The 22,403-nt window shown below is 41.3% G+C and carries 25 protein-coding genes; 13 read left to right on the forward strand and 12 right to left on the reverse strand.

Annotated elements, in window-relative coordinates; translation table 11 throughout:
* The 8 genes from BDD30_RS10790 to BDD30_RS10825 all read left to right on the forward strand — a co-directional run bounded on the left by BDD30_RS10790 (window position 1) and on the right by BDD30_RS10825 (window position 4,344).
* Window positions 1–264, forward strand: coding sequence for a PAAR domain-containing protein (locus BDD30_RS10790; RefSeq protein ID WP_015836174.1), 264 nt, complete (start codon window positions 1–3; stop codon window positions 262–264).
* Window positions 265–428: 164 nt separating this feature from the next.
* Window positions 429–1,055: a restriction endonuclease fold toxin 5 domain-containing protein gene (locus BDD30_RS10795; RefSeq protein ID WP_015836175.1), complete on the forward strand. Its 627-nt coding sequence runs from the start codon at window positions 429–431 to the stop codon at window positions 1,053–1,055.
* A gap of 27 nt (window positions 1,056–1,082) precedes the next feature.
* Complete coding sequence (locus BDD30_RS10800) at window positions 1,083–1,817, forward strand: immunity 52 family protein (protein WP_015836176.1); 735 nt, start codon at window positions 1,083–1,085, stop codon at window positions 1,815–1,817.
* 2 nt (window positions 1,818–1,819) lie between these two features.
* Complete coding sequence (locus tag BDD30_RS10805) at window positions 1,820–2,083, forward strand: PAAR domain-containing protein (protein WP_015836177.1); 264 nt, start codon at window positions 1,820–1,822, stop codon at window positions 2,081–2,083.
* A 164-nt stretch (window positions 2,084–2,247) separates the two neighbouring features.
* Window positions 2,248–2,874: a restriction endonuclease fold toxin 5 domain-containing protein gene (locus BDD30_RS10810; RefSeq protein ID WP_015836178.1), complete on the forward strand. Its 627-nt coding sequence runs from the start codon at window positions 2,248–2,250 to the stop codon at window positions 2,872–2,874.
* Between the two features lie 45 nt (window positions 2,875–2,919).
* Complete coding sequence (locus BDD30_RS10815; RefSeq protein WP_015836179.1) at window positions 2,920–3,654, forward strand: immunity 52 family protein; 735 nt, start codon at window positions 2,920–2,922, stop codon at window positions 3,652–3,654.
* Window positions 3,655–3,656: 2 nt separating this feature from the next.
* Entirely contained in the window at window positions 3,657–3,920 is a 264-nt protein-coding gene (locus tag BDD30_RS10820) for a PAAR domain-containing protein (protein WP_015836180.1), read from the forward strand.
* Window positions 3,921–4,083: 163 nt separating this feature from the next.
* Window positions 4,084–4,344, forward strand: a complete 261-nt coding sequence (locus BDD30_RS10825) for a hypothetical protein (RefSeq protein WP_015836181.1) — start codon at window positions 4,084–4,086, stop codon at window positions 4,342–4,344.
* Between the two features lie 143 nt (window positions 4,345–4,487).
* Here the strand turns inward: BDD30_RS10825 and BDD30_RS25035 are convergent, their stop codons facing one another.
* The 4 genes from BDD30_RS25035 to recQ form a co-directional block, all read right to left on the reverse strand.
* Window positions 4,488–4,655 (reverse strand): type II toxin-antitoxin system Phd/YefM family antitoxin, encoded by a 168-nt coding sequence (locus BDD30_RS25035; protein WP_081461620.1) that lies wholly within the window; start codon window positions 4,653–4,655, stop codon window positions 4,488–4,490.
* A gap of 1,215 nt (window positions 4,656–5,870) precedes the next feature.
* Window positions 5,871–6,671: a sugar/pyridoxal phosphate phosphatase YigL gene (gene yigL / locus BDD30_RS10835; RefSeq protein ID WP_015836184.1), complete on the reverse strand. Its 801-nt coding sequence runs from the start codon at window positions 6,669–6,671 to the stop codon at window positions 5,871–5,873.
* Window positions 6,672–6,692: 21 nt separating this feature from the next.
* Window positions 6,693–7,691 carry a lysophospholipase L2 gene (gene pldB, locus BDD30_RS10840; protein ID WP_015836185.1) on the reverse strand — a complete coding sequence of 333 codons (999 nt, stop codon included), beginning with the start codon at window positions 7,689–7,691 and terminating at the stop codon, window positions 6,693–6,695.
* Between the two features lie 14 nt (window positions 7,692–7,705).
* Entirely contained in the window at window positions 7,706–9,532 is a 1,827-nt protein-coding gene (gene recQ / locus BDD30_RS10845; RefSeq protein WP_015836186.1) for an ATP-dependent DNA helicase RecQ, read from the reverse strand.
* A gap of 486 nt (window positions 9,533–10,018) precedes the next feature.
* On the opposite strand from recQ, the gene BDD30_RS10850 reads away from it, so the two are divergent.
* The 4 genes from BDD30_RS10850 to BDD30_RS10865 all read left to right on the forward strand — a co-directional run bounded on the left by BDD30_RS10850 (window position 10,019) and on the right by BDD30_RS10865 (window position 12,087).
* A complete protein-coding gene (locus BDD30_RS10850; protein ID WP_015836187.1) occupies window positions 10,019–10,489 on the forward strand; it encodes a thioesterase family protein in 471 nt (156 codons plus the stop codon).
* Window positions 10,490–10,610: 121 nt separating this feature from the next.
* On the forward strand, window positions 10,611–11,501 hold the full coding sequence (gene rarD, locus BDD30_RS10855) for an EamA family transporter RarD (RefSeq protein WP_015836188.1): 891 nt from the start codon (window positions 10,611–10,613) through the stop codon (window positions 11,499–11,501).
* A gap of 8 nt (window positions 11,502–11,509) precedes the next feature.
* Window positions 11,510–11,725, forward strand: coding sequence for a hypothetical protein (locus BDD30_RS10860; protein ID WP_015836189.1), 216 nt, complete (start codon window positions 11,510–11,512; stop codon window positions 11,723–11,725).
* A gap of 8 nt (window positions 11,726–11,733) precedes the next feature.
* Complete coding sequence (locus tag BDD30_RS10865; protein ID WP_049795229.1) at window positions 11,734–12,087, forward strand: GNAT family N-acetyltransferase; 354 nt, start codon at window positions 11,734–11,736, stop codon at window positions 12,085–12,087.
* Window positions 12,088–12,347: 260 nt separating this feature from the next.
* On the opposite strand, the gene corA is transcribed toward BDD30_RS10865, so the two are convergent.
* The 7 genes from corA to lptM all read right to left on the reverse strand — a co-directional run bounded on the left by corA (window position 12,348) and on the right by lptM (window position 19,040).
* Complete coding sequence (gene corA, locus BDD30_RS10870; RefSeq protein WP_015836191.1) at window positions 12,348–13,298, reverse strand: magnesium/cobalt transporter CorA; 951 nt, start codon at window positions 13,296–13,298, stop codon at window positions 12,348–12,350.
* A 95-nt stretch (window positions 13,299–13,393) separates the two neighbouring features.
* Window positions 13,394–15,556, reverse strand: coding sequence for a DNA helicase II (uvrD, locus tag BDD30_RS10875; protein ID WP_041382543.1), 2,163 nt, complete (start codon window positions 15,554–15,556; stop codon window positions 13,394–13,396).
* A 66-nt stretch (window positions 15,557–15,622) separates the two neighbouring features.
* Window positions 15,623–16,339, reverse strand: coding sequence for a 5-amino-6-(5-phospho-D-ribitylamino)uracil phosphatase YigB (gene yigB, locus BDD30_RS10880; RefSeq protein ID WP_015836193.1), 717 nt, complete (start codon window positions 16,337–16,339; stop codon window positions 15,623–15,625).
* Window positions 16,339–17,250: a tyrosine recombinase XerC gene (gene xerC / locus BDD30_RS10885; protein ID WP_015836194.1), complete on the reverse strand. Its 912-nt coding sequence runs from the start codon at window positions 17,248–17,250 to the stop codon at window positions 16,339–16,341. Before xerC ends, yigB begins: the two co-directional genes overlap by 1 nt.
* The gene (locus BDD30_RS10890; RefSeq protein ID WP_015836195.1) at window positions 17,247–17,951 is read right to left on the reverse strand and encodes a DUF484 domain-containing protein; all 705 of its coding nucleotides are present in this window, start codon (window positions 17,949–17,951) and stop codon (window positions 17,247–17,249) included. Before BDD30_RS10890 ends, xerC begins: the two co-directional genes overlap by 4 nt.
* Before the next feature lie 33 nt (window positions 17,952–17,984).
* Window positions 17,985–18,809, reverse strand: a complete 825-nt coding sequence (gene dapF, locus BDD30_RS10895; RefSeq protein ID WP_041382545.1) for a diaminopimelate epimerase — start codon at window positions 18,807–18,809, stop codon at window positions 17,985–17,987.
* A gap of 45 nt (window positions 18,810–18,854) precedes the next feature.
* Complete coding sequence (gene lptM / locus BDD30_RS10900; RefSeq protein WP_015836197.1) at window positions 18,855–19,040, reverse strand: LPS translocon maturation chaperone LptM; 186 nt, start codon at window positions 19,038–19,040, stop codon at window positions 18,855–18,857.
* A 78-nt stretch (window positions 19,041–19,118) separates the two neighbouring features.
* On the opposite strand from lptM, the gene cyaY reads away from it, so the two are divergent.
* The gene (cyaY, locus tag BDD30_RS10905) at window positions 19,119–19,439 is read left to right on the forward strand and encodes an iron donor protein CyaY (protein ID WP_041382548.1); all 321 of its coding nucleotides are present in this window, start codon (window positions 19,119–19,121) and stop codon (window positions 19,437–19,439) included.
* Window positions 19,440–19,468: 29 nt separating this feature from the next.
* On the opposite strand, the gene BDD30_RS10910 is transcribed toward cyaY, so the two are convergent.
* Window positions 19,469–22,045, reverse strand: a complete 2,577-nt coding sequence (locus tag BDD30_RS10910; RefSeq protein WP_015836199.1) for a class I adenylate cyclase — start codon at window positions 22,043–22,045, stop codon at window positions 19,469–19,471.
* Window positions 22,046–22,403: the final 358 nt, after the last annotated feature.

Genomic DNA, 22,403 nt, shown 5'->3' on the forward strand with positions numbered 1-22,403 from the left:
ATGACAGACAGAGCCGTGATCCGTTTAAACGACCTAACCGATCATGGTGGTAAAGTCATTACCGCCATTGATGATTGGGTTTATCAAGGCATGCCTGTTGCTGCTAAAGGTGATTTAGTAAGTTGTCCTAAATGCAAAGGGGTTTTCCCTATTGTGGAAGGCAGTGATGACTTAAAGCATCAGGGAAAACCTATTGCATTGGAAGGTATGCAAACAGCCTGTGGCGCAAAACTGATTGCCAGCCAGAAAGATTTGCTCGCTTAATTTAGACGACAATCGCTTTGGCCTATTTAGAACAACACTGACGCGCTGCACTTGTCTTCTCCATTTTACCGGGCTAATACATTCATCCGGTAAAACGGAGAGCCGAGAAAAATACCATGATTATTTGCAGGTTATGGATAATTTATTGAAAAGGAGAAATTGATATGCCATTACCACTTCTTGCGCCAGCGACTCCCGCTCTTTTAGCGGCTGCTGAATGGACACTGGCTGCCTGTGCCGCGGGATTAGCTGCCGTTGGTGTGATGGAAAGCACCAAAGACAGAGAAGGTGAACAAGACAAAGCAAAAGCGAACACACAAACAATGACTTCGTCCCGTACCGAATGTGAAAAATGTCCGGCTATTGGGAACGTTACTATGGTTTGGGAAAAGACCACATCGTATTCAGACATAACCATTGCCTACCAAACAAAAATCGCCGGGACGATATATAACCCTGAATTAAACATTATTGAAACCTGGTTATGCATGGGTACAAATTTTGATGGCTGGAAACCTGCACAATGCTTATTTCTTGAAGCTAAGGCTAAGTATGACCAGTTTTTCACAGATGGAGAACCTAATGACTTTTATAAGAATATAAAGTTAAAGGGAAAAATGTCTGGATATGACAGTATGATTAATCAGGCTAGAAGGCAGAATTTAGTATGCGAGACATTAAATAATATTCCAAAATCCCATTGGCACTTCCTAGAACCAATATCTTATGAACACTTTCTTACGGCATTTTCTATATTTTCTAACATTACGGTATTTAACACTGAACTTTAATTATTCTCACAAAAAGGAGAGTTAAAAATGTCAATTATCTTTTCAAGAATAAAATTATTTCATGATTCAAATGAGGTTTTAACTCCTGAAAACGCATTACTTGATTTATATCAAATTACACGCAAGATAAATAAGTTAACAACTAGAAAAAGTGGTTGGTGTTTGCCTGGTTATACTCAAGAAGAAAGATTAAAAAATAATGCATTTGATAAAAATGGACCTACTAAATACGCCATAGAGGATTTTAAAGAAACTTATAATGAAAACTCCAAATTTATTGTGAAATCATTATCTGATGGAATCGACGAGAACAACAATAGTATTCTATATATGGGAGAAGATAAAACCCATATTAATCCTGTTAGATTAGGTAAAACTAATATATCTATAAGCATCAATTTAGACAAAGATAAGTTTAATTTTCAAGATATTATTGAATTTTTAAAAAATTCAATATCGGTTCGAAACTCTCCATTTATTTTAGTAGATACAAGAGGCTACTCGCTAAAACAAAAACAAGTTTTTCCAGATAGAGTTTATGCCGGTTGGATGCTCTATTTACCAATTGAAATAGACCCAGCTTTAGTCCCAATGGCAGAAGAAATAATACCTATTTCTGATAAAAATGACAAAAAAGGTTCATTGATTATTACGACAAAAGATATTTTTGACATCGAAAACCAGGAACATATCAATAAAGCCAATGATATTGAAATCTGCTTGCGGGATCTACAAATATTACCATTGATGACAGAGTTATAAATATGACAGACAGAGCTGTGATCCGTTTAAACGACATGACCAATCATGGTGGTCAAGTCATTACCGCCACTGATAATTACATGTATCAAGGCGTGCCTGTTGCCACTAAAGGCGATTTAGTAAGCTGTCCTAAATGCAAAGGAGTTTTCCCTATTGTGGAAGGCTGTGATGACTTAAAGCATCAGGGAAAACCTGTCGCATTAGAAGGTATGCATACGGCATGTGGTGCAAAACTGATTGCCAGCCAGAAAGATTTGCTCGCTTAATTTAGACGACAATCGCTTTGACCTATTTAGAACAACACTGACGCGCTGCACTTGTCTTCTCCATTTTACCGGGCTAATACATTTATCCGGTAAAGCGGAGAGCCGAGAAAAACACCGTGATTATTTACAGGTCATGGATAATTTATTGAAGAGGAGAAATTGACATGCCATTACCACTTCTTGCGCCAGCGACTCCTGCTCTTTTAGCGGCTGCTGAATGGACACTGGCTGCCTGTGCCGCGGGATTAGCCGCCGTTGGTGTGATGGAAAGCACCAAAGACAGAGAAGGTGAACAAGACAAAGCAAAAGCGGACACACAAACAATGACTTCGTCCCGTACCGAATGTGAAAAATGTCCGGCTATTGGGAACGTTACTATGGTTTGGGAAAAGACCACATCGTATTCAGACATAACCATTGCCTACCAAACAAAAATCGCCGGGACGATATATAACCCTGAATTAAACATCATTGAAACCTGGTTATGCATGGGTACAAATTTTGATGGCTGGAAACCTGCACAATGCTTATTTCTTGAAGCTAAGGCTCTGTATGACCAGTTTTTTAAAAATGGGGAGCCTAAAAACTTCTATAAAGATGTAAAATTAAAAGGAGATATGTCTGGACATGACAGTATGATTTATCAGGCTAAAAAACAAAATTTAGTATGTATAACCTTAAACAGTGTGCCGAAATCACATTGGCATTTTTTGCAACCTGTATCTTATACATACTTCTCTAGAGCATTTACTAAATTTAATAACATTAAAGTGTTTAATACTGTGATTTGATAGTTGTTTAATTATATTAATTTTTTTGCGTAAAAAGGTAAAGATATGACAACAATATACCCAAGAATAGAACTATTTCACGATCTAAACGAGAGCATAACCCCCAAGGTGGCATTGAATGATTTATATCCGGTGGTGCAACAAGTAAATAAATTATCAAATAAGCAAAGTGGTTGGCATTTACCTGAGAATTCTTTGGAAGAGAGATTATTGTACCGAGCATTTGATGAAAATGGACCTACTGAGTACGCATTAAAACACTTTGAAGCAACTTTTGATGAAAAATTTAAACTTATTGTTAAATCTTTATCAGATGGAAATGATGAAGACAATAATAGTATTTTATATACAAGCGAAGATGAAATTCATAATAACCCTATCCGATTAGGGAAAACCAACATATCAATTAACATTAATCTTAAAAAAGAAGACGTTAACTTTGAGAAATTTATAATATTCATTAAAAATTTAATATCTAATTGTAAATCTCCATTTATTTTAGTAGATACAAGAGGCTACTCGCTAAAACAAAAACAAGTTTTTCCAGATAGAGTTTATGCCGGTTGGATGCTCTATTTACCAATTGAAATAGACCCAGCTTTAGTCCCAATGGCAGAAGAAATAATACCTGTTTCTGATAAAAATGACAAAAAAGGTTCATTGATTATTACGACAAAAGATATTTTTGACATCGAAAATCAGGAACATATCAATAAAGCCAATGATATTGAAATCTGCTTGCGGGATCTACAAATATTACCATTGATGACAGAGTTATAAATATGACAGACAGAGCCGTGATCCGTTTAAACGACCTAACCGATCATGGTGGTAAAGTCATTACCGCCATTGATGATTGGGTTTATCAAGGCATGCCTGTTGCTGCTAAAGGTGATTTAGTAAGTTGTCCTAAATGCAAAGGGGTTTTCCCTATTGTGGAAGGCAGTGATGACTTAAAGCATCAGGGAAAACCTATTGCATTAGAAGGTATGCATACGGCATGTGGTGCAAAACTGATTGCCAGCCAGAAAGATTTGCTCGCTTAATGAGACGACAATCATTTTGGCTTATTTAGGGCAACACTGACGCGCTGCACTTGTCTTCTCCATTTTACCGGGCTAATACATTCATCCGGTAAAACGGAGAGCCGAGAAAAATACCATGATTATTTGCGAGTTATGGATAATTTATTGAAAAGGAGAAATTGATATGCCATTACCACTTCTTGCGCCAGCGGCTGCTGAATTCAAGGAAGCTCTGGAACAAGCCAAATTGACCTTGAATGGTGATACCGCAACTCTGGAAGTGGTATTCACCGAAACGAAAGGAGTTTTTCCTCGTGGTAGCGAACTGTACTGGTACTATGAACAATCAGAAAATGTCATCGCCCCTCTTCGTTATTTTTGGGGAGAAACACTGACAGCGGAAAATACCATTAAGGGCAGTTTTGACGGAGAGCGCATACTATGAAACAACGATTAAAAGATTTATTTAAAAAATAGTTTCCCTCTACCCATCCATTGCCAGCCAAACGGCTGGCTCGCTGGGAAAAAGAGCTTCTGGCGGCACCACCAGATATTAAAAAAACCCTATAACAACGTAATTGACTGGTATTATTGGGCTTTCCTGAAAAAATCTGGATAATCCTGTACTTTCATAAAATACCCTAAACTAATAACGACCGTTGGTTTACCGTTCTGGCGAGTGATCATAACGGGTTTGTGGTCATCATTCACTTTATCCAAAGTCCTGGCTAAGTTAGCCCGAAACGCGCGCTGAATAGCTCATCGTATTCATAGTCATTACCTCCCAATGTTGTCCCCATAACTGTACTTGTACAAATATAAGTACGTAAGTGTTGAGCTAATGATATTTCTGTCACTCCGATCCAATCTCATGAGGAAAATTACTGAGTGGGAATTTTTGGTGATAATTTCATGTTGTCCATCCAGGTTTTTCATCTGACAAAACCAGCGATAAGCTTAAACAATAAAAAAATGAGAGGTGTTTTTTTAGAGCTTAAACCCTGAAAAATTAACCATTTTATCCATTTTTCTATTGCATTATTTTTTAAGGTTTTCTTCATAAAATAGCGCTTAAATACCCATCTTTTCAGACAATATTCTTTTACATGCTGATTTCTTTTCAACTCTTTATTAATGGTTAATGACTTCGATTAAATGTGATTAACTATCTTTCTGAAAATTTACATATATCTAGTTAAATCCATCCTTAATATAAAACTTTTAATATCTCTGTATTTACTCTTTTAAATGATCATGGCTGGTTAGGTAAACGTAAAATGAATAGATTATGGAATCATTGGTAAATTAATTAAACAGACTTTTTTAGTCACTTTATACCTATTTAAAAACTGGGCATTAATCGATAATCTATTTTTAACCTTTGGTAAATAAGATAACTGAGTTAATCACCGATAAAAGAAATTTTCAATCGATATTTTCTTTTTTTAGTTAACGCGTCGTTTTTTAATAAATTTAAAATCCGCTTTTCCTGAGTTTTCTTTTCCAATGTCAGTGTAAAATCGCATTTTTTACTCGCTTAAAAAAACTTTAATCATTTCTATTTTACCTTTAATGATCATATACCCAATAGATTTCAAGATGCATCGCGACGGCAAGGGAGCGAATCCCCGGGAGCATAGATAACTATGTGACCGGGGTGAGTGAATGTAGCCAACAAAGAGGCAACTTGAAAGATAACAGGTATATCTAATAGATTTCGAGTTGCAGCGCGGCGGCAAGTGAACAAATCCCCAGGAGCATAGATAACGATGTGACTGGGGTGAGTGAAAGCAGCGACTTGAAAGATGAAGGGTATAAAGCTTTACCTGTTTCTTCGTAATATGGTTACCCTTCTTCCATATTTTAAAACCACACTGATTTTGTCTCAGGGTAATAGTAAAAACAAAAAACCGCGGGATGTCTCCATCCACACGGCTTGATTTGAAAAGACAGTTACTCATTAAGTGCCAATTAAACTTGGTACATTTTGCATAAATAACGGGAAACAGCATCATCCGCATTTGAGCCAATCACATCCATATCTGGCAGGATATCTTTCAAACGTTGGTGAGCATCCCGCATAATACAGCCCTTACCTACCGCCATTAGCATTTCCAGATCATTCATTCCATCACCAAAAGCTATGCAATCACTTAGTTTATAACCCATAGATTTAGCAACCTGCTCAAGTGCATGACCTTTGGAAACACCACCAGCCATAACCTCCAGACAATTACGCAATGAGAAACTCACATTTACTCTGTCACCCCAACGCGCATTAATTGCTTCTTCCAGAGTAATTAGTAAATCATGATCTTCACAAGTAAAGTAAACTTTGCACACACCATCAGTCTCAAAATTATCACGCTCAAAAAGCTGATAATGAAATACTGACTCTTGGAAAAAAACTTCCTGCTCAGGGCTTTCACGATTCATATACCAGTCGTCATTACAGTAATAATTCGTCAGAATATTGGGATTATCAAACTCCATTAGACACAAATCATGCACAATATCAGGAGCAACATTGTGACTGAAAACCAGTTCACCCGCGGTATCGTGTACCCGGGCACCATTGGAGGTGATCATATAGGCATCAATACCAAGACTGTCACGGATTTGTGCAACATCCACATGATGACGGCCAGTCGCAAAAATAAAATGAATGCCTTTGTTTGTCAGTAAATTAAGTGTTTCCTTGGTGTAAGAAGTTAATTTGTGATCAGGAGACAGCAAAGTGCCATCTAAATCTGAAGCAACAATGTGATACATAGTTATAGTTCCTAAATTAAATCAATTTTGATCAAAAAAATCACAAATGGCGTTGAGTGCCTGACTACGTAATTTATCTTTTTCAAACAGGATTTCATGATGTGCCCCCTGTATAATCAAAGGCAGCGACTCTTTAATGAAAACCTCTTCTTTCTGGCGTGATTTACAAAAAGCCTGTAATTTTTGATTATTAATGACCTGATCTTCACTGGCTTTTAAAACCATCAGTGGCGTCTCAATTTTTCCTGCCTTTTCTATCAGCATGTCGCCAACCCGCATACTTTCCCTTATCCAATGGTATGTTGGACCGCCTATACGTAATTCTGGGTAATCTGTGTAATAACGAAGGTAGCGACAATAACGCTCATAACTATGTGTTAGAGGGTTTATCAAATAAGGCAACGGACGCCATTTCCCTGTCAATACCGCATAATTGTTGCGTCTGTCCGGGTATTTTTCTGCCCGGTTTACCAGAAAGGTTGCTAACCAACGTGGCATTGGCAAGTTAATACCAAACATAGGTGCACACAGCGCTGCTGCATCAAAAACCTGGCTGTGACGTAATAATAATCCCCCTAATATTGCCGCCCCCATGGAATGGGCCAGCGCATAACAGTGAGAATAATGACGAGGGAGAATGTCTTTTTCTATAAACGTTTCAATATCATCAATATAGTCATTAAATTGTTCTACATGCCCTTTTTGTGGATCTTCAAGTATCCTGCTGGATCGCCCCTGCCCACGATGATCAATAATAAAAACGTCGTAGCCAAGGTGATAAAAATCAAATGCGACTTCCGGGTATTTGACATAACTTTCACTGCGGCCAGGTAAGATAACGACCGCCCTATGATTCTTTGTTGTTGTACAAAAACGGGCATAGCGTATCAGCACATTATCGACACCGACAAACTCACGTTCTTCTCTGGATTGCCAGAAATCCAACAAAGGCCCGTTAGCAAAAGCAGAGAACTGTATCTCACGATTGAGCCAGCTTTCTTTCAACCTTTCGGGCGTCATAAATTGTCCTCAAGCTATTTGAATTCCTCCAGATGTTCATGGATCAACGCCATAAAAACACCACCAAAACGTTCAAGTTTCCGTTGCCCTACTCCGTTAATTAATAACATTTCATCAGCAGTGACCGGGCATTGCTCTGACATTTCAATCAAAGTGACATCGTTAAATACAACAAAAGGAGGGATATTATTTTCGTCAGCAATCGATTTTCGTAATTTACGCAGCTTAGCAAACAGCTTGCGATCGTAATTACCACTATAAGATTTACTTTGCTGACTGCGTCCTTTCAGACTCTGTATTCGTGGAACAGCCAGTTTCAGCAGAACCTCACCACGCAATACTGGTCGTGCTGCTTCTGTTAATTGTAATGCTGAATAATTGGTGATGTTTTGACTGATAAAGCCTAAGTGAATCAGTTGCCGCAATACACTGATCCAATACTCCTGACTTTGCTCTTTACCAATACCATAAACTGGCAAACGGTCATGCCCCATATCACGGATACGTTGATTATTCGAGCCTCTGAGCACTTCAACGATATAACCGATACCAAAACGCTGACCAACCCGGTAAACACAAGAAAGCGCTTTTTGCGCATCCACCAGACCATCATAATTTTTAGGTGGATCAAGGCAAATATCACAGTTGCCGCAAAGGTTTTGCTTATTTTCACCAAAATAATTCAGCAATACCAAGCGGCGGCAAGTTTGTGCTTCAGCAAAAGCGCCCATTGCATTAAGTTTATGCCGTTCAATATCCTGTTGTGTGCCAACAGGTTTTTCTTCCAAACAACGGCGAAGCCATACCATATCAGCGGGATCATAGAACAACACCGCTTCCGCAGGTAGGCCATCACGTCCGGCACGCCCTGTCTCCTGATAATAGGATTCAATGTTACGTGGAATATTAAAATGAACCACAAACCGAACATTGGGTTTATTAATTCCCATACCAAACGCGACTGTTGCCACAACTACCTGCAAATCATCACGTTGAAATGCATCCTGTACCCGAGCACGTTGGTTGTTATCTAGACCAGCATGATATGGTGCAACACTTAAGCCACGTTTTTGTAAGCGCTCTGACGTTTCTTCAACTTTACTACGACTGTTGCAGTAAATGATGCCACTTTTACCTTTCTGAGCACGGATAAATAGCCATAATTGATCTAATGGCTTGTATTTCTCTATCAAGGTATAACGAATATTAGGGCGATCAAAGCTGCTGATATGGATAAGCGGATTATTAAGGTTCAGTAGTCGGACGATATCATTACGGGTGGTTTCATCAGCGGTCGCGGTCAACGCAATGACAGGCAATGTTGGAAACCGTTGCCTGAGCTGACCCAACGCCCGATATTCAGGCCGAAAATCATGGCCCCATTGTGAAATACAATGTGCTTCATCCACCGCCAGTATAGCTGGTTGCCATTCCAGAAGTTGCTCAAGGAAGTTATCCATCATCAAGCGTTCAGGAGCGATATACAGCAATTTGACCATCCCCTGACGACAACGTCGGATCACATCAATCTGCTGTTCGCGAGCCTGAGTTGAATTCAAACAATCAGCAGCAACACCATTCGCCTGCAATTGATCCACCTGATCTTTCATCAAAGAGATCAATGGGGAAACAACCAACGTGACGCCTTCCTGTATCAGTGCCGGAATTTGGTAACACAATGATTTACCACCCCCCGTCGGCATAATAACCAGACAATCACGCCCTTCAAGAATGGTATTGATAACTTGTTGCTGACCAGGCCGAAATTGCTGATAACCAAAGGTTTCCCGCAATACCTGCTCTGTCAGTGATATCGTATTGATGACTTCTGCGGTAGACACGCTTTTCCTCAACCATTAAAAAATCACAGACATTATTCAAACGCCTTGGCATTATGCTATCTCACTCTTGGAATAATTACAGCATGTCATTGAACAATCAGTTGGATACCAACGCCGTCTGGGACAAATCTTTGACTATTTCCCTTTCCCCGAACTTAATCAGTTGACTCCCATACTTTTAAATGTGAAACAGTCTATTTTCAGTCAGTTAAGCCCAACATCGTGGTTCTATCTGTTTCAATTTATCATGGTTACATCCAATCATATTATTTAGTAATTTGATTTTTTTCAGGTTATTACTCTATATTCTTGGCAAACTGGCAAGGTTAGCAACAAAAGCATAATATTAACAATTCATTAACCATACCCAATAGATTTCAAGTTGCGGCGCGGCGGCAAGTGAGCGCAGCCAACAAAGCAGCAACCTGAAAGATAACGGGTATAAAGTAATGTTAATAACACATACCTTATTTGGGATTAAATTAAATGCCTACAACTGAAATAGCCCTAGAGGAAGCCCGCCAACTGATTGGGGATGCTTTTGTTCACCATATGCCCTTTAACCAATTATTAGGGCTTGAATTACTTCGATTTGAGCAGGATTATGCAGAAATACAGTTCCATAATCAGAGTAAACTGGTAGGTAATACCGCGCAGCAAATTTTACATGGTGGTGTGATTGCCTCAGTCTTGGATGTATGTGCTGGATTAGTCTGCATCGGTAATACGTTAAGCCGTCTAACCCCCATTTCACGAGAAGAATTAGAAAAGCGATTATCAACAATGGGAACTATCGATTTGCGGGTGGATTATCTACGCCCAGGCAGAGGTAAATTATTTACTGCTACCAGTAGTATTATCCGTAGTGGAAATAAAGTTTCTGTTGCCAGAGCAGAACTCCATAATGAGCAGAGAGCCCATATTGCCAGCGTAACGGCGGCTTATCTGGTAGGCTAATCATATAATTTTAACTATTTAATCCATTGCGTAATATTCAGCCCGGTGACATATTATTTCCACGTTAACGGGCTAACAACTCATTACATTTTTTCCACCTTATTATTTGCATCAGGACAATATGAACAAACCACAAACGACCAAAGGAGTTCTATACGCCTTCGGAGCCTGCTTTATCTGGGGGATTGCTCCGGTTTATTTTAAACATATTCAGCAAGTACCTGCTGATGAAATTCTGACCCATCGTGTTATATGGTCATTTTTCTTTATGTTGCTGCTGATAACATTAACTCGCCACTGGCCACAGGTAGTCAAGGTTTTTCATCAACCTAAAAAAGTGTTGTTGCTGGCCGTGACTGCTACCGTCGTTGCCTGTAACTGGCTGATCTACATCTGGGCAGTAAACCACGGTCATATGTTGGAGGCCAGCCTGGGTTATTTTATTAGCCCACTGGTTAACGTTTTATTTGGTATGCTGTTTTTGAGTGAACGTTTCCGTCGAATGCAATGGACTGCTGTTGCTCTGGCCTTTACCGGCGTGTTAATCCAGCTATGGCAATTTGGCTCTATACCTGTCATTGGTTTAAGTTTAGCGGTCACTTTTGCCTTGTATGCCCTGCTTCGTAAGAAGATGAATGTTGATGCACAAACAGGTATGGCAATTGAAACATTATGGTTACTGCCAGTTGCAGCCACTTATTTATTTGGTTTTGCCGACACCCCAACCAGTGATTTAAGTTCTAACCCAGCGACACTTAATTTATTGCTGATTGCCGCGGGCATTATTACTACTGTGCCATTACTGTTATTTACAGAAGCTGCTGCTCATTTGCGCCTATCTACGCTCGGATTCTTCCAGTATGTCGGCCCAACACTGATGTTCCTGCTAGCAACCTTGGTTTACGATGAACAAATAGGTACCGACCGGCTGATTACTTTTGGCTTTATCTGGGCTGCATTAGTGCTGTTTACATTGGATGCCGTGTATACACAGCGTAAATCGCAGAAATAGCAAAAGTAATGAAAATAACCATCAGATTAGCCAAAACAACAGAATACATTGCCCTTGAAGCACTTCAGTTACGTGCCTCTTTGATGTGGGAAGATGATCGCGAGTTATTATTAGCAAATCCTCACGCGATAGAACTCCCTACAGAATATATTGAAGCAGGGTATATACCCAATAGATTTCGAGTTGCAGCGCTACGGCAAGTGAACGAATCCCCAGAAGCATAGATAACTATGTGACTGGGGTGAGTGAAAGCAGCCAACAAAGCAGCAACTTGAAGGATGAAGGGTATGTTTATATTGCGGAACAAGCTGGCGTGATTCTAGCGTTCAGTGTTGTATTGCCGCTATCTGATGGGAATGCAGAACTGGACGGATTATTTGTTGAACCAACCACTTGGTATCAAGGTATTGGCAAACAATTGGTACAAACAGTATTGAATAATCTTCATACAAAAGGAAAAACATCATTGCGGGTACTGTCTAATCCTCAAGTTGAAGGGTTTTATATTGCTCTTGGCTTTGAACGTTTGGGGGAAGAATATACTCAATTGGGGACGGCAATTTGTATGATTAAGTACACACAATGAAATAAGTTATATACCCAATAAATTTCGAGTTGCAGCGCGGCGGCAAGTGAACGAATCCCCAGGAGCATAGATAACTATGTGACTGGGGTGAGAGAAAGCAGCCAACAAAGCAGCATCTTGAAATCCATAGGGTATATACAACACAAGTGGTATTAATAGTTGCCTAGATTATAATAAAACTTCATTATCTGGTGAACAGAACTTGATTAAGACAAAATGCCGGCTCAAAAACCAGCACTTTGTCAGTAAGCGGTAATAAACTAAAGCCAATTCTTACGCTTAAAATAAAGATACGGCGCAAGGCCAGCCGCAATCATTAAACCAATTGCGCCCGGATAACCAAATGGCCAGTGCAACTCCGGCATAAACTCAAAGTTCATACCGTAACTAGAAGCCACCAACGTTGGTGGCAGAAATACCACAGAGACAACTGAGAAGATTTTGATAATCCGGCTTTGTTCGATATTGATAAAACCCATTGCTGCCTGCATCAGGAAGTTAACTTTCTGAAACAGGGATTCATTGTGTGGCAACAAGGATTCAATATCCCGCAATATTTCACGGGCTTGTTCAAGCTGATCAGCCGGTAAACGGGCACGTCGCACCAAAAAATTAAGCGCGCGCTGAGTATCCATCAGGCACAAACGAACCTTCCAACCGATATCTTCCTGCTCAGCAAGGCTGGACAAGGCAATATCAAACTCATCCCCCTGCTTTCCTTCCATAATGACTCGGCTCAAGGATTCCAGCACGCTGTAAATATTTTCGATAACATCAGCCAACTGTTCGATTTTTGTTTCAAACAAATCCATCAGCACTTCATAGGCATTACCATCGACTAATATCTGATTACGAGCACGCATACGGTACAATCGGAATGCGGGGAGTTCACGCTCTCGCAATGTATAGAGACGACCATCACGAATAGTAAATGCAACGGTTGCGTTGCCAGCATGGTCTTCTGCGTCTTCAAAGTAAAAAAATGAGTGGACGTGTATCCCATCTTCATCTTCAAAAAAACGCGCGGATGCCTCAATGTCATCCAATTCCGGTCGGGTTGCCAAAATTTGGCCTAGTTCATTTTGGACATGAAGCCTATCTCGTTCTTCCGGCTCGACCAAATCTACCCACAAAGAATCGGATAACTTTTCTCCCTCTTCTAATTCAAGACGGAGCAGGCGATTATTCTCTAACTTAAATGCGCTCAGCATGTATCATAAGTCTCCTTGACTCCCTACGTGATCGTAAGGCGCGAATGTTACGCTTAGAAGAAAAAGCGTGTCAACATTCAACCTGGATATTATTTTCAGACCGTTTCAAGCCGGGCATAAGCAGCTACCAGCCACTTAATCCCTTCTCCCTGAAACGCAATTTGCAACCGGCTATGTTCACCATTCCCCTCAATATTCACAATGGTTCCTTCACCAAATTTAGAGTGACGAACACGTTGTCCGAGAGCATAACCACTATCATTGGAACTTATTGGCGTACCTAACCGACGATGACTAACGGGACGAGATACTGTCGCACGTAACCGAACTTCTTCAATACATTCTGCCGGCAGTTCCCCAATAAAACGGGATGGCCGATGATAAACCTCTTTGCCATACAAACGGCGGCTTTCTGCATAAGTAATTGTCAACTTTTCCATTGCGCGTGTCAGGCCCACATAAGCCAGACGACGTTCTTCTTCCAAACGTCCACCCTCTTCAATCGACATCTGGCTTGGGAACATACCTTCTTCCATTCCGACAATAAATACCTGTGGGAATTCTAACCCCTTAGCCGAATGTAATGTCATCAGTTGCACCGAATCCTGACTGTCATCTGCCTGACCTTCTCCTGATTCCAATGCTGCATGAGAAAGAAATGCCTGCAATGGCATCAAATCTTCGTCCTCGTCTTGATAACTGAATTGACGAGTTGCAGTGACAAGTTCCTCAAGGTTTTCAATACGCGCCTGTGCTTTTTCACCTTTTTCCTGCTGATACATCGTCCGCAGGCCAGAATCACGAATAACCCTGTCAGTTTGAATATGCAATGGCATATCTTCAGTTTCTGTCGATAACGCCTCTATCAATTCAAGAAAACGCTGCAAGGAAGAAGCGGCACGACCGGCCAGCGCTTTCTCCTGAAGCAATATTTGACAGCAATCCCACAACGTTTTCTGCCGTTCACGGGCAGCCTGGCGCACAATATCCAACGTTCTGTCGCCAATACCACGCGCTGGCGTATTCACCACACGTTCAAACGCTGCATCATCATTGCGATTAGCAATTAAGCGTAAGTAAGCCAGTGCATCTTTAATTTCCTGACGTTCAAAGAACCGCTGACCACCATAAATACGGTATGGCATCGATGCCTGTAACAGTGCTTCTTCCAGTACACGGGACTGAGCATTGTTGCGGTAAAGTATGGCACAGTTTTTCAGCGCCCCCCCGTTTTCAAGCCAGTTTTTAATCCGGCTGACCACATAACGGGCTTCATCCAACTCATTGAATGCAGAATAAAGGGAAATGGGTTCACCCTCTACACCATCAGTCCACAGATTTTTACCCAGACGATCACTGTTATTAGCAATCAGTGTATTTGCAACCTTCAGAATATTACTGGTAGAACGGTAGTTCTGCTCCAAACGGATAGTTTCAGCGCCAGAAAAATCTTTCAGAAAACGCTGAATATTCTCAACCTGAGCCCCACGCCAGCCATAAATAGATTGATCATCATCCCCGACAATCATCACGTTGCCCGTTTCCCCCGCCAGCAAATGAATCCAGGCATATTGAATACTGTTAGTGTCTTGAAACTCATCTACCAAAATATTAGTAAATCGACCACGATAGTGTTGCAAGATCTGCGGTTTATTCAGCCATAATTCATGGGCTCGTAGTAGAAGTTCTGCAAAATCCACCAGTCCGGCACGATCACAAGCCTCCTGGTAAGCCAGATAAACTTTATGCCATGTCATCTCAACAGGGTTGCCATAACTTTCAATATGCTGTGGCCGCAACCCTTCATCCTTTTTACCATTGATGTACCACATCGCCTGACGTGCCGGCCATTGTTTATCATCCAAATTCATCGCCTTGATAATACGTTTGAGCAAACGATGCTGATCTTCGCTGTCAAGAATCTGAAAATCCTGTGGCAGATTAGCATCCAGATGATGTGCCCGTAACAAACGATGAGCCAAACCATGGAATGTACCAATCCACATTCCTCCTTGACTGGTACCGATCAAGTTTTCAATCCGGTGACGCATTTCTGCGGCAGCTTTATTGGTAAAAGTCACTGCCATAATGGAAAATGGTGAAGCATTCTCCACTGATAATAACCAGGCAATCCGGTGTACCAGAACCCGGGTTTTACCACTCCCAGCTCCAGCTAGCACCAACATATTTGTCCGCGGGGCCGCTACAGCTTCCCGTTGTTTATCATTCAGACTTTCGAGCAGATAGGAGACGTCCATAGTTACCATCAATTGATTAGCCAGCGACCAAAGGCTGCTATGTTTTTATACAGAATAATTTCTTGATTATATCAATGCTGTCAAAGAAGCCAAATCGGAAATCTCAATGTGTGGCAGCAAGCGACTTTCAGCTACTTGCAATAGTTTTTTATTTTCTGTATTCATCCAACAAGCCTGCATACCACTACGAAGTGCCCCTTCCACATCGGTATTCAGATCATCACCGACATGCAAAATTCGCCCAAGCGGTAAACTCAGACGATCTGCGGCTAAACAGTACATATCACTGTAAGGTTTTGAGCGCCCATCTGGGCCCGCTTTCAACACAAATTTAAAATAACGAGCAAGACCACAAGCCGCAGGTTCGGCATTACCATTCGTAATGGCTACCAATGGTATCCGTTCAGCAAGGACAGCTAGGGTTTGGTGTGTTGCTTCAGGCACATTAATCTGACTGCGCCAGTGTGCAAAATAAGCCATAATCTCATCTGCCCCACGACAAGCATCTTCACGGCTAAAACCATAATGACAAAACATTAGCTCCACAGACTGCCAACGCAATAAAGTCATGTCATGATAAATATCAGGATGTTGCTCCAGTATCGCTTCGCGGAAAACATACAGATCTTGATAATCAAGGTGACTAAACTTAGGTGAGTATTGCCGCACAAAATTCAGTACCTTTTCTTCTGCCTTATCTAACACCGGACGATTGTCGTAAAGGGTATCATCCAGATCAAATGTCATTGCTGAGACAGGCGCAAGAGGCCGGTAAAAATGCATCACGATTTCCCCCGTTTGGCTCTGGGATGAGCGACATCATACACTTTTGTCAAATGCTGGAAATCCAGATGAGTATAGACTTGAGTGGTAGACAAGCTGGCATGACCAAGCAGCTCCTGAACCGCACGCAAATCACCACTGGATTCTAGAATATGAGTAGCAAAAGAGTGACGCAATTTATGCGGATGGATATGGCTGTTTATCCCCTGACGTATACCCCACTGCGCAAATCGCTGCTGTACATTCCGTGTTGATATCCTCCGCCCCCTGTTTGAGATAAAAACAGCATTATCCCCCGGTTTAAACAATTCTCGCATCTCCAGCCAGCGATTAAGCCATTCAACAGCAGTCTGTCCCAAAGGGACCTTCCGCTCTTTACTCCCTTTACCTGAAACCCATACCTCTCCACTTTCAAGATCCAAATGTCGACAATCAAGACCAACCAGTTCCGATAAACGCAATCCAGCACCATACATCACTTCCAGCATAGTCCGGTCACGCACTGATAATGGCTCATTGAAATTGATATTTAGCAATTGGTTTACTTCATCCACATCAATATTTTTCGGCAAATGGCGCTTAGTTCCCGGTGTACTGACGGCTTTACCAGGATTAACGGCCATCACGCCCTGAGTCACCTGCCAATCAAGAAAACTGCGCAAAGAAGATAAGCGTAAAGACAGGTTAGCTGACTGCAAACCAGCGCGGCGACTACGTATTACCAACATTCTCACTTTGGCAGGATCAAGATCTTCCCATTGTCTAACATCTATTGCTAAAACCATCTCAGCCAGTGCAGAAAGATGACGACGGTAATTAATGATAGTCACCGGGCTTAGCCGACGCTCTACCCTGAGATACCGCAGAAATGCCTCAATCGGCTCCAGTAATAGATCGATTTCCTGCGTCATATCCGTTTAATCCAACGGGATAGCATATCCGGCAATAACTTAGCCAAATGATCAAGCATGTCTGTTCCCATGCCTTCCTGATAATGCTGATGATTCCGGCTGTTAAACATCACCATACCCAACTCTCCCCTAGCCCCCAGTAGAGATACCGCAACTGAACCTACATGACGAATCTGTGGCAACAACAATAAACTTTCCGGTCCATTCAACATACCAAGATAATGGTTATTATTACCAAAACGCCGAATACGAATTGGTTCGAAAGCATTACGAGAAAGTGCTAAATCAGGTGCATTAAACGGTGCTCCAATATGCCATTTATCACTGAAAAGACGGATAGCTGCGCCATTTAACCCCAAATTTTTAGCCCATGAGTTCAACCGACCAAGCATATCCTGTAAACTTTCTGCTGCAAACAAATCAACAAGTAATTTAAACAACTGTTCAAACAATTGTTCATTCACTCTGGCCCGTTCCATTAGCAGAGTTATATCTTCTTCCAGACAAGCAATACGAGCCCTCTGACGGCTCATATACCATTCAACCAAAGAAACTGTTTCTCTTACCGGATGAGGAACCCGTATCTGTTCAACGGCACGTGCATTGCGGATAAAAAAATTGGGGTTTTCTAACAAATAATCCACAACAGTCTGATCATCAGGTATGCCATTGATGCTTAACTGCTCTTCTTTTTTCTCCATCTTCCGATGCCCCGCGGTTCAAAACAGAATCGATTACAGATGAATTGTGCCATCATAAACATGTGTCGCCGGTCCCGTCATATAGAGGGGGTTTCCCGGCCCTGCCCAGCAAATAAACAACGAACCTCCCGGCAAATCTACCCGGACATTACTATCGAGTAATTGCTGCTGAATACCAACTGCCACCGCAGCACAAGCTCCGCTACCACAAGCTTGCGTTTCTCCAACACCACGTTCATAAACCCGCAAACGGATGTGACCTCGGTTTAAAATTTGCATGAAACCAATATTAGCCCGTTCAGGAAATCTTTCGTGGCTTTCCAGTGCTGGCCCCAGGATTTCCACTTCAGCAGTCTCCACATCTGCTACCTGAATCACACAATGAGGATTCCCCATAGAAACAACACTACAAAGAACCGTTTTTTCTATCACTCTTAAAATATAGGTTTTTTCTGCTCTTAACGCGCGGAATGGTATATTATGGGGCTCAAATTCAGGTTCCCCCATATTAACGCAAACCTGATCATCATTAGTGATACTCAGTACCATACGTCCTGATTGAGTACTCACTTTAATCTCACGCTTATTAATTAATCCCTTAAGACGAACAAAACGAGCAAAACAACGGGCACCATTGCCACATTGTGCTACCTCGCTACCATCGGAATTAAAAATGCGATAATGGAAGTCCAGATCCGGATCATAAGGCGCTTCAACAACTAATAATTGATCGAAGCCAATACCCGTATTCCTGTCTGCCAGACGGCAGATCAGTTCTGGTGAGAAATAAACATTTTGGGTCACAGCATCAACGACCATAAAGTCATTACCAAGACCATGCATTTTGGAGAACTGCATATAATGCTCCACCGTAAACCGCGGTAACTACCCGGCTTATCTCGCTTATTTCTGAGAGATACTGCCCACTTTCTGTTCTTGCTGCGCGCTATCTTCATGTATCTGAGCCGCAGTTGTCGTTTTTTCTGCCGGTGGTTGTTCTGGTGGAAAATAGAGAGGGCCTTTTAGTCCACAGCCGGAAAGTGTAAATAAGGTTATGATAACCAGAAACTCGCGTAATTTTTTCTTCATTGCATTAATGCCTGTAATTCATACGTCAATATTCTCTATAATCGCAGTTAGACCTCGAAAAGCAAATAGGAAATGAAGATGAACGACAGTGAATTTCATCAGTTAGCTGACCAACTGATGCTTTATATTGAAGAGCAATTGGATAACTATGATGGCAATGCTGATATTGACTGTGAAACCAATGGCGGTGTCATGACCCTGAGCTTTGATAACGACAGCAAAATTATTATCAACCGCCAGGAACCTTTCCATCAAATCTGGCTGGCAACAAAAAACGGAGGTTATCATTTTGACTATAAAGATAGTCAGTGGATTTGCGACCGTAGCGGTGGAGATTTCCTCACTATACTGGCGCTGTCCATCACAGAACAAAGTGGCGAACAATTTAGTTTTGAATGATTAATCTATACCCCGCGCAGCGGGGTAAATCAGTAATGTGATACAGAACGATAAAGTTCTGGCGGTTCCTCTGCACTGTTTTCCCCATCATCCGTTACTCTCAAATGTGAGAAAGATGATCCACTGAATGGAATAACCTGAACCTGGCCTCCCATTTGGACAATTTGATAAAACTGCGGCAAGTTAAAATTAATAAAACTTGATCCGTAAGTAAACCGATCATGAGATGAAGAATAAAACCGACTGACATCACGCACCAGTTCTTCCTTACTCCCCTCACAATGAGAGTAAATTTCTACCCGATTGGCTTCATCCAGAATATAAATATTAAAGCCCTTATCATCTTCCGTATTTTCGAAGAAAAATTGAATAATCCCTTCGCTAGCAAAACCATCAACCACAGCGGGTAAGTGCGTCTCTTTGGTATTGATTTTCACTGGCAACCCATGCAATTTATTGTTAGAAATTGCCCCATAAAATTCCACGGCATTCTCTAACTTCTGCACAGATACGTTAAGACGTTCAAAGAAAAGCCCCCAGGTCTGGCCTGCAATGCGCAATGCCTTAAAACGGCCCGGGTCCTGACGATTGCTGGATAAACGCAACTCAATACATTCAGATACGAGTTGCTGGATTCGGGTACGGATAAGCCCACGTAAATGTTGGCTGTAACAGAACACTTCAACCGCGGCTGGTGGCGCAGCATCCTGATGCATTTTTCCCAAAATGGTTTTCAATGCTTCCAGCACAGATTGTTCACCATTAAAATGTAAAGTTCTCACTTCATTCCATGAGTTGCGGTAAAGTAAGTCAATACTGCCAACCAAACACTGTTGCGATTCACCAAAGCTGAATACATCAAGCTTACGGAAATCAAAATGTATGACTTGATTGGCGAACTCAGCAGTCGGATCTTTCTCCAGATTGACAATAATTGCCAGATGGCGAATCTCACACGGGCTATAGAGAGCCTTTGGCGTCGGAGCTGGCAGACGGATAGGGAAATGAACAGAAATATCGTTAATTAATTCATGCAATTTCAGCTCATCACACTGAGCTTCACCATTATGAATATGAATACAGGATTTTTCTGTCAACAAGCCATTAAAATAAGTCCACGACACCAGTTTATTCAGATAACGGTTATATTCCAGAGGCTGATGACCAATAATTGCTTCAATAGTTGGTGACTGATTGTAGAGATACCAGCCGCTACGATTTGCACGTCCTTGAGGAACATAAATAAATGTTAAATTTTTTTCTGACAAGTCTGGCGAAATCTGTGGATTAACTAATGTCACCTTCCCTGGCAACGCTTCAAATGCAGCGTATAGTTTACGGGTCAGTACACCAATATCCTGTGGGCTGGCACTGACACTCAGATTATTGCGGCGAGCGAAGCGGATAAGGTTACGATAACTCTGCATCATGGTATCAAGCAGTTCATTATGAGCGTCACGAACCTGTTCGATTTTCCATGAGTTACGGTTATCCAAGATTTCCAGCCGCTCTGTATCCCACTTCCACTCATATACCAATTGAGCTAGAACCTGGCGCCGCCAACCAGTACAACCTTTATCATCTTGATCAAGAGAGAGCTTTTCACAAACTTTTAAATAGAAGCATCGACGTATTAGATCCAAGCGAGTCGTATCATTAATTTCTGTCAGATAACGGGTAACACGCTCAAGCATCATGCTATATGCATCAAGACCAAAGGAGACGATTTCACCCGCGTGCAAACGCTGCTTCATCTCCATTGCCAATAACTTACCATTGGGATATTCCCAAGAATATGCTTCTAATAACAGGCTTTTCAATACAGCTTTATAAGGAGAGTCGATACTTTTGTACAGCTGCCATAAACTGGCACCAAAGTATTCTTCAGCGGATAACTCACCCAACCCTCCGAGATCAAGCCACTCATTTGGAGTCAGAACACCTTGTGCATAAAGCGACAAAACATATTCATCATAGTGGCTCTCTTCTTCTACCGGCACCATCTCCCATAGCAAACGCTTACCGGCCATACGTACAGCGGTACGATAAAATTCATCAAGTAACAAAATATGCTGAGTAGAACCACAATCCTCACCACCAAGACTACCACTGGTATTATGGCGAAAGCGGTTTTCATCAATAAGAAAAAAATTAACTTCGATGCCAAGCGCCGCAGACCACTGTTCAATAAGAGTACATTTACGTTGCAGTAAAAGACGCTCATCATTATCAAGCCATGACTGATGACATACCCAAATATCCAGATCGGAACAACAGCTTTGCCCGATTGACGAAGTGCTCCCCATTGAATAAATACCCGTGATAGGAAGCTCACCATTAACAGGCGGTTCTATGACGTAATTTAATTTATTCTCTAAATCAATAAGATAAGATTTTTGTACTTCATCATGCTCAAAAAAACATACGCCATAGGGAACATTACCATTGATGTAACCTGGCATCATCGGATGATGATAATGCAATAATACTGGCAGTAAACTGTATACCTGTTTGAATTCCGCACTCATGGCGGTAGAGGCGCGCTCTAACCTGAGTTGGTTTATCGCGTCCAGTCTCTGCTTCAGCGTTTCGATATAAAGGTACAAGACGTCTCGCCCAATTGAGTTCCAGTGCCCAGATAAATCCCCCGCTTCCGGCTGATATAGCTCAATGGAATTATTTATAATGATTCTTACCAATTTATTACCGGAAACGTGATCAATTTAACACCTTGTAGATAAACCGTAAAGTCAGTAAAGCAATTGAATTGCAATGTCCCTCCCAATAAGAAACCAAGTAACACATTGTTATATATAAAAATAACAACAAAACCCACACTTTTTATACTTTCTTTTATATAAGGAAATTTCCCCTGCCCATTTTTCAGGTATTATATGTAATTCTTTGTTATCAACGACCTTATAGAAATCACCTTATTGGTTATATTTCAATTAGCAACTCTTT

Source organism: Photorhabdus asymbiotica (assembly GCF_003634575.1).
Lineage (GTDB): Bacteria > Pseudomonadota > Gammaproteobacteria > Enterobacterales > Enterobacteriaceae > Photorhabdus > Photorhabdus asymbiotica.

Excerpts from the sequence above, each read along its gene's own strand:
- xerC (WP_015836194.1), bottom strand. The coding sequence starts at position 17,250 with ATGACGCAGGAAATCGATCTATTACTGGAGCCGATTGAGGCATTTCTG.
- cyaY (WP_041382548.1), top strand. The coding sequence starts at position 19,119 with ATGAACGACAGTGAATTTCATCAGTTAGCTGACCAACTGATGCTTTAT.
- BDD30_RS10800 (WP_015836176.1), top strand. The coding sequence starts at position 1,083 with ATGTCAATTATCTTTTCAAGAATAAAATTATTTCATGATTCAAATGAG.
- uvrD (WP_041382543.1), bottom strand. The coding sequence starts at position 15,556 with ATGGACGTCTCCTATCTGCTCGAAAGTCTGAATGATAAACAACGGGAA.
- dapF (WP_041382545.1), bottom strand. The coding sequence starts at position 18,809 with ATGCAGTTCTCCAAAATGCATGGTCTTGGTAATGACTTTATGGTCGTT.
- pldB (WP_015836185.1), bottom strand. The coding sequence starts at position 7,691 with ATGACGCCCGAAAGGTTGAAAGAAAGCTGGCTCAATCGTGAGATACAG.
- rarD (WP_015836188.1), top strand. The coding sequence starts at position 10,611 with ATGAACAAACCACAAACGACCAAAGGAGTTCTATACGCCTTCGGAGCC.
- BDD30_RS10810 (WP_015836178.1), top strand. The coding sequence starts at position 2,248 with ATGCCATTACCACTTCTTGCGCCAGCGACTCCTGCTCTTTTAGCGGCT.
- corA (WP_015836191.1), bottom strand. The coding sequence starts at position 13,298 with ATGCTGAGCGCATTTAAGTTAGAGAATAATCGCCTGCTCCGTCTTGAA.
- BDD30_RS10850 (WP_015836187.1), top strand. The coding sequence starts at position 10,019 with ATGCCTACAACTGAAATAGCCCTAGAGGAAGCCCGCCAACTGATTGGG.
- BDD30_RS10815 (WP_015836179.1), top strand. The coding sequence starts at position 2,920 with ATGACAACAATATACCCAAGAATAGAACTATTTCACGATCTAAACGAG.
- yigB (WP_015836193.1), bottom strand. The coding sequence starts at position 16,339 with ATGCATTTTTACCGGCCTCTTGCGCCTGTCTCAGCAATGACATTTGAT.
- lptM (WP_015836197.1), bottom strand. The coding sequence starts at position 19,040 with ATGAAGAAAAAATTACGCGAGTTTCTGGTTATCATAACCTTATTTACA.
- BDD30_RS10825 (WP_015836181.1), top strand. The coding sequence starts at position 4,084 with ATGCCATTACCACTTCTTGCGCCAGCGGCTGCTGAATTCAAGGAAGCT.
- BDD30_RS10805 (WP_015836177.1), top strand. The coding sequence starts at position 1,820 with ATGACAGACAGAGCTGTGATCCGTTTAAACGACATGACCAATCATGGT.
- BDD30_RS10790 (WP_015836174.1), top strand. The coding sequence starts at position 1 with ATGACAGACAGAGCCGTGATCCGTTTAAACGACCTAACCGATCATGGT.
- BDD30_RS10890 (WP_015836195.1), bottom strand. The coding sequence starts at position 17,951 with ATGGAGAAAAAAGAAGAGCAGTTAAGCATCAATGGCATACCTGATGAT.
- BDD30_RS10795 (WP_015836175.1), top strand. The coding sequence starts at position 429 with ATGCCATTACCACTTCTTGCGCCAGCGACTCCCGCTCTTTTAGCGGCT.
- BDD30_RS10820 (WP_015836180.1), top strand. The coding sequence starts at position 3,657 with ATGACAGACAGAGCCGTGATCCGTTTAAACGACCTAACCGATCATGGT.
- BDD30_RS10860 (WP_015836189.1), top strand. The coding sequence starts at position 11,510 with ATGAAAATAACCATCAGATTAGCCAAAACAACAGAATACATTGCCCTT.
- yigL (WP_015836184.1), bottom strand. The coding sequence starts at position 6,671 with ATGTATCACATTGTTGCTTCAGATTTAGATGGCACTTTGCTGTCTCCT.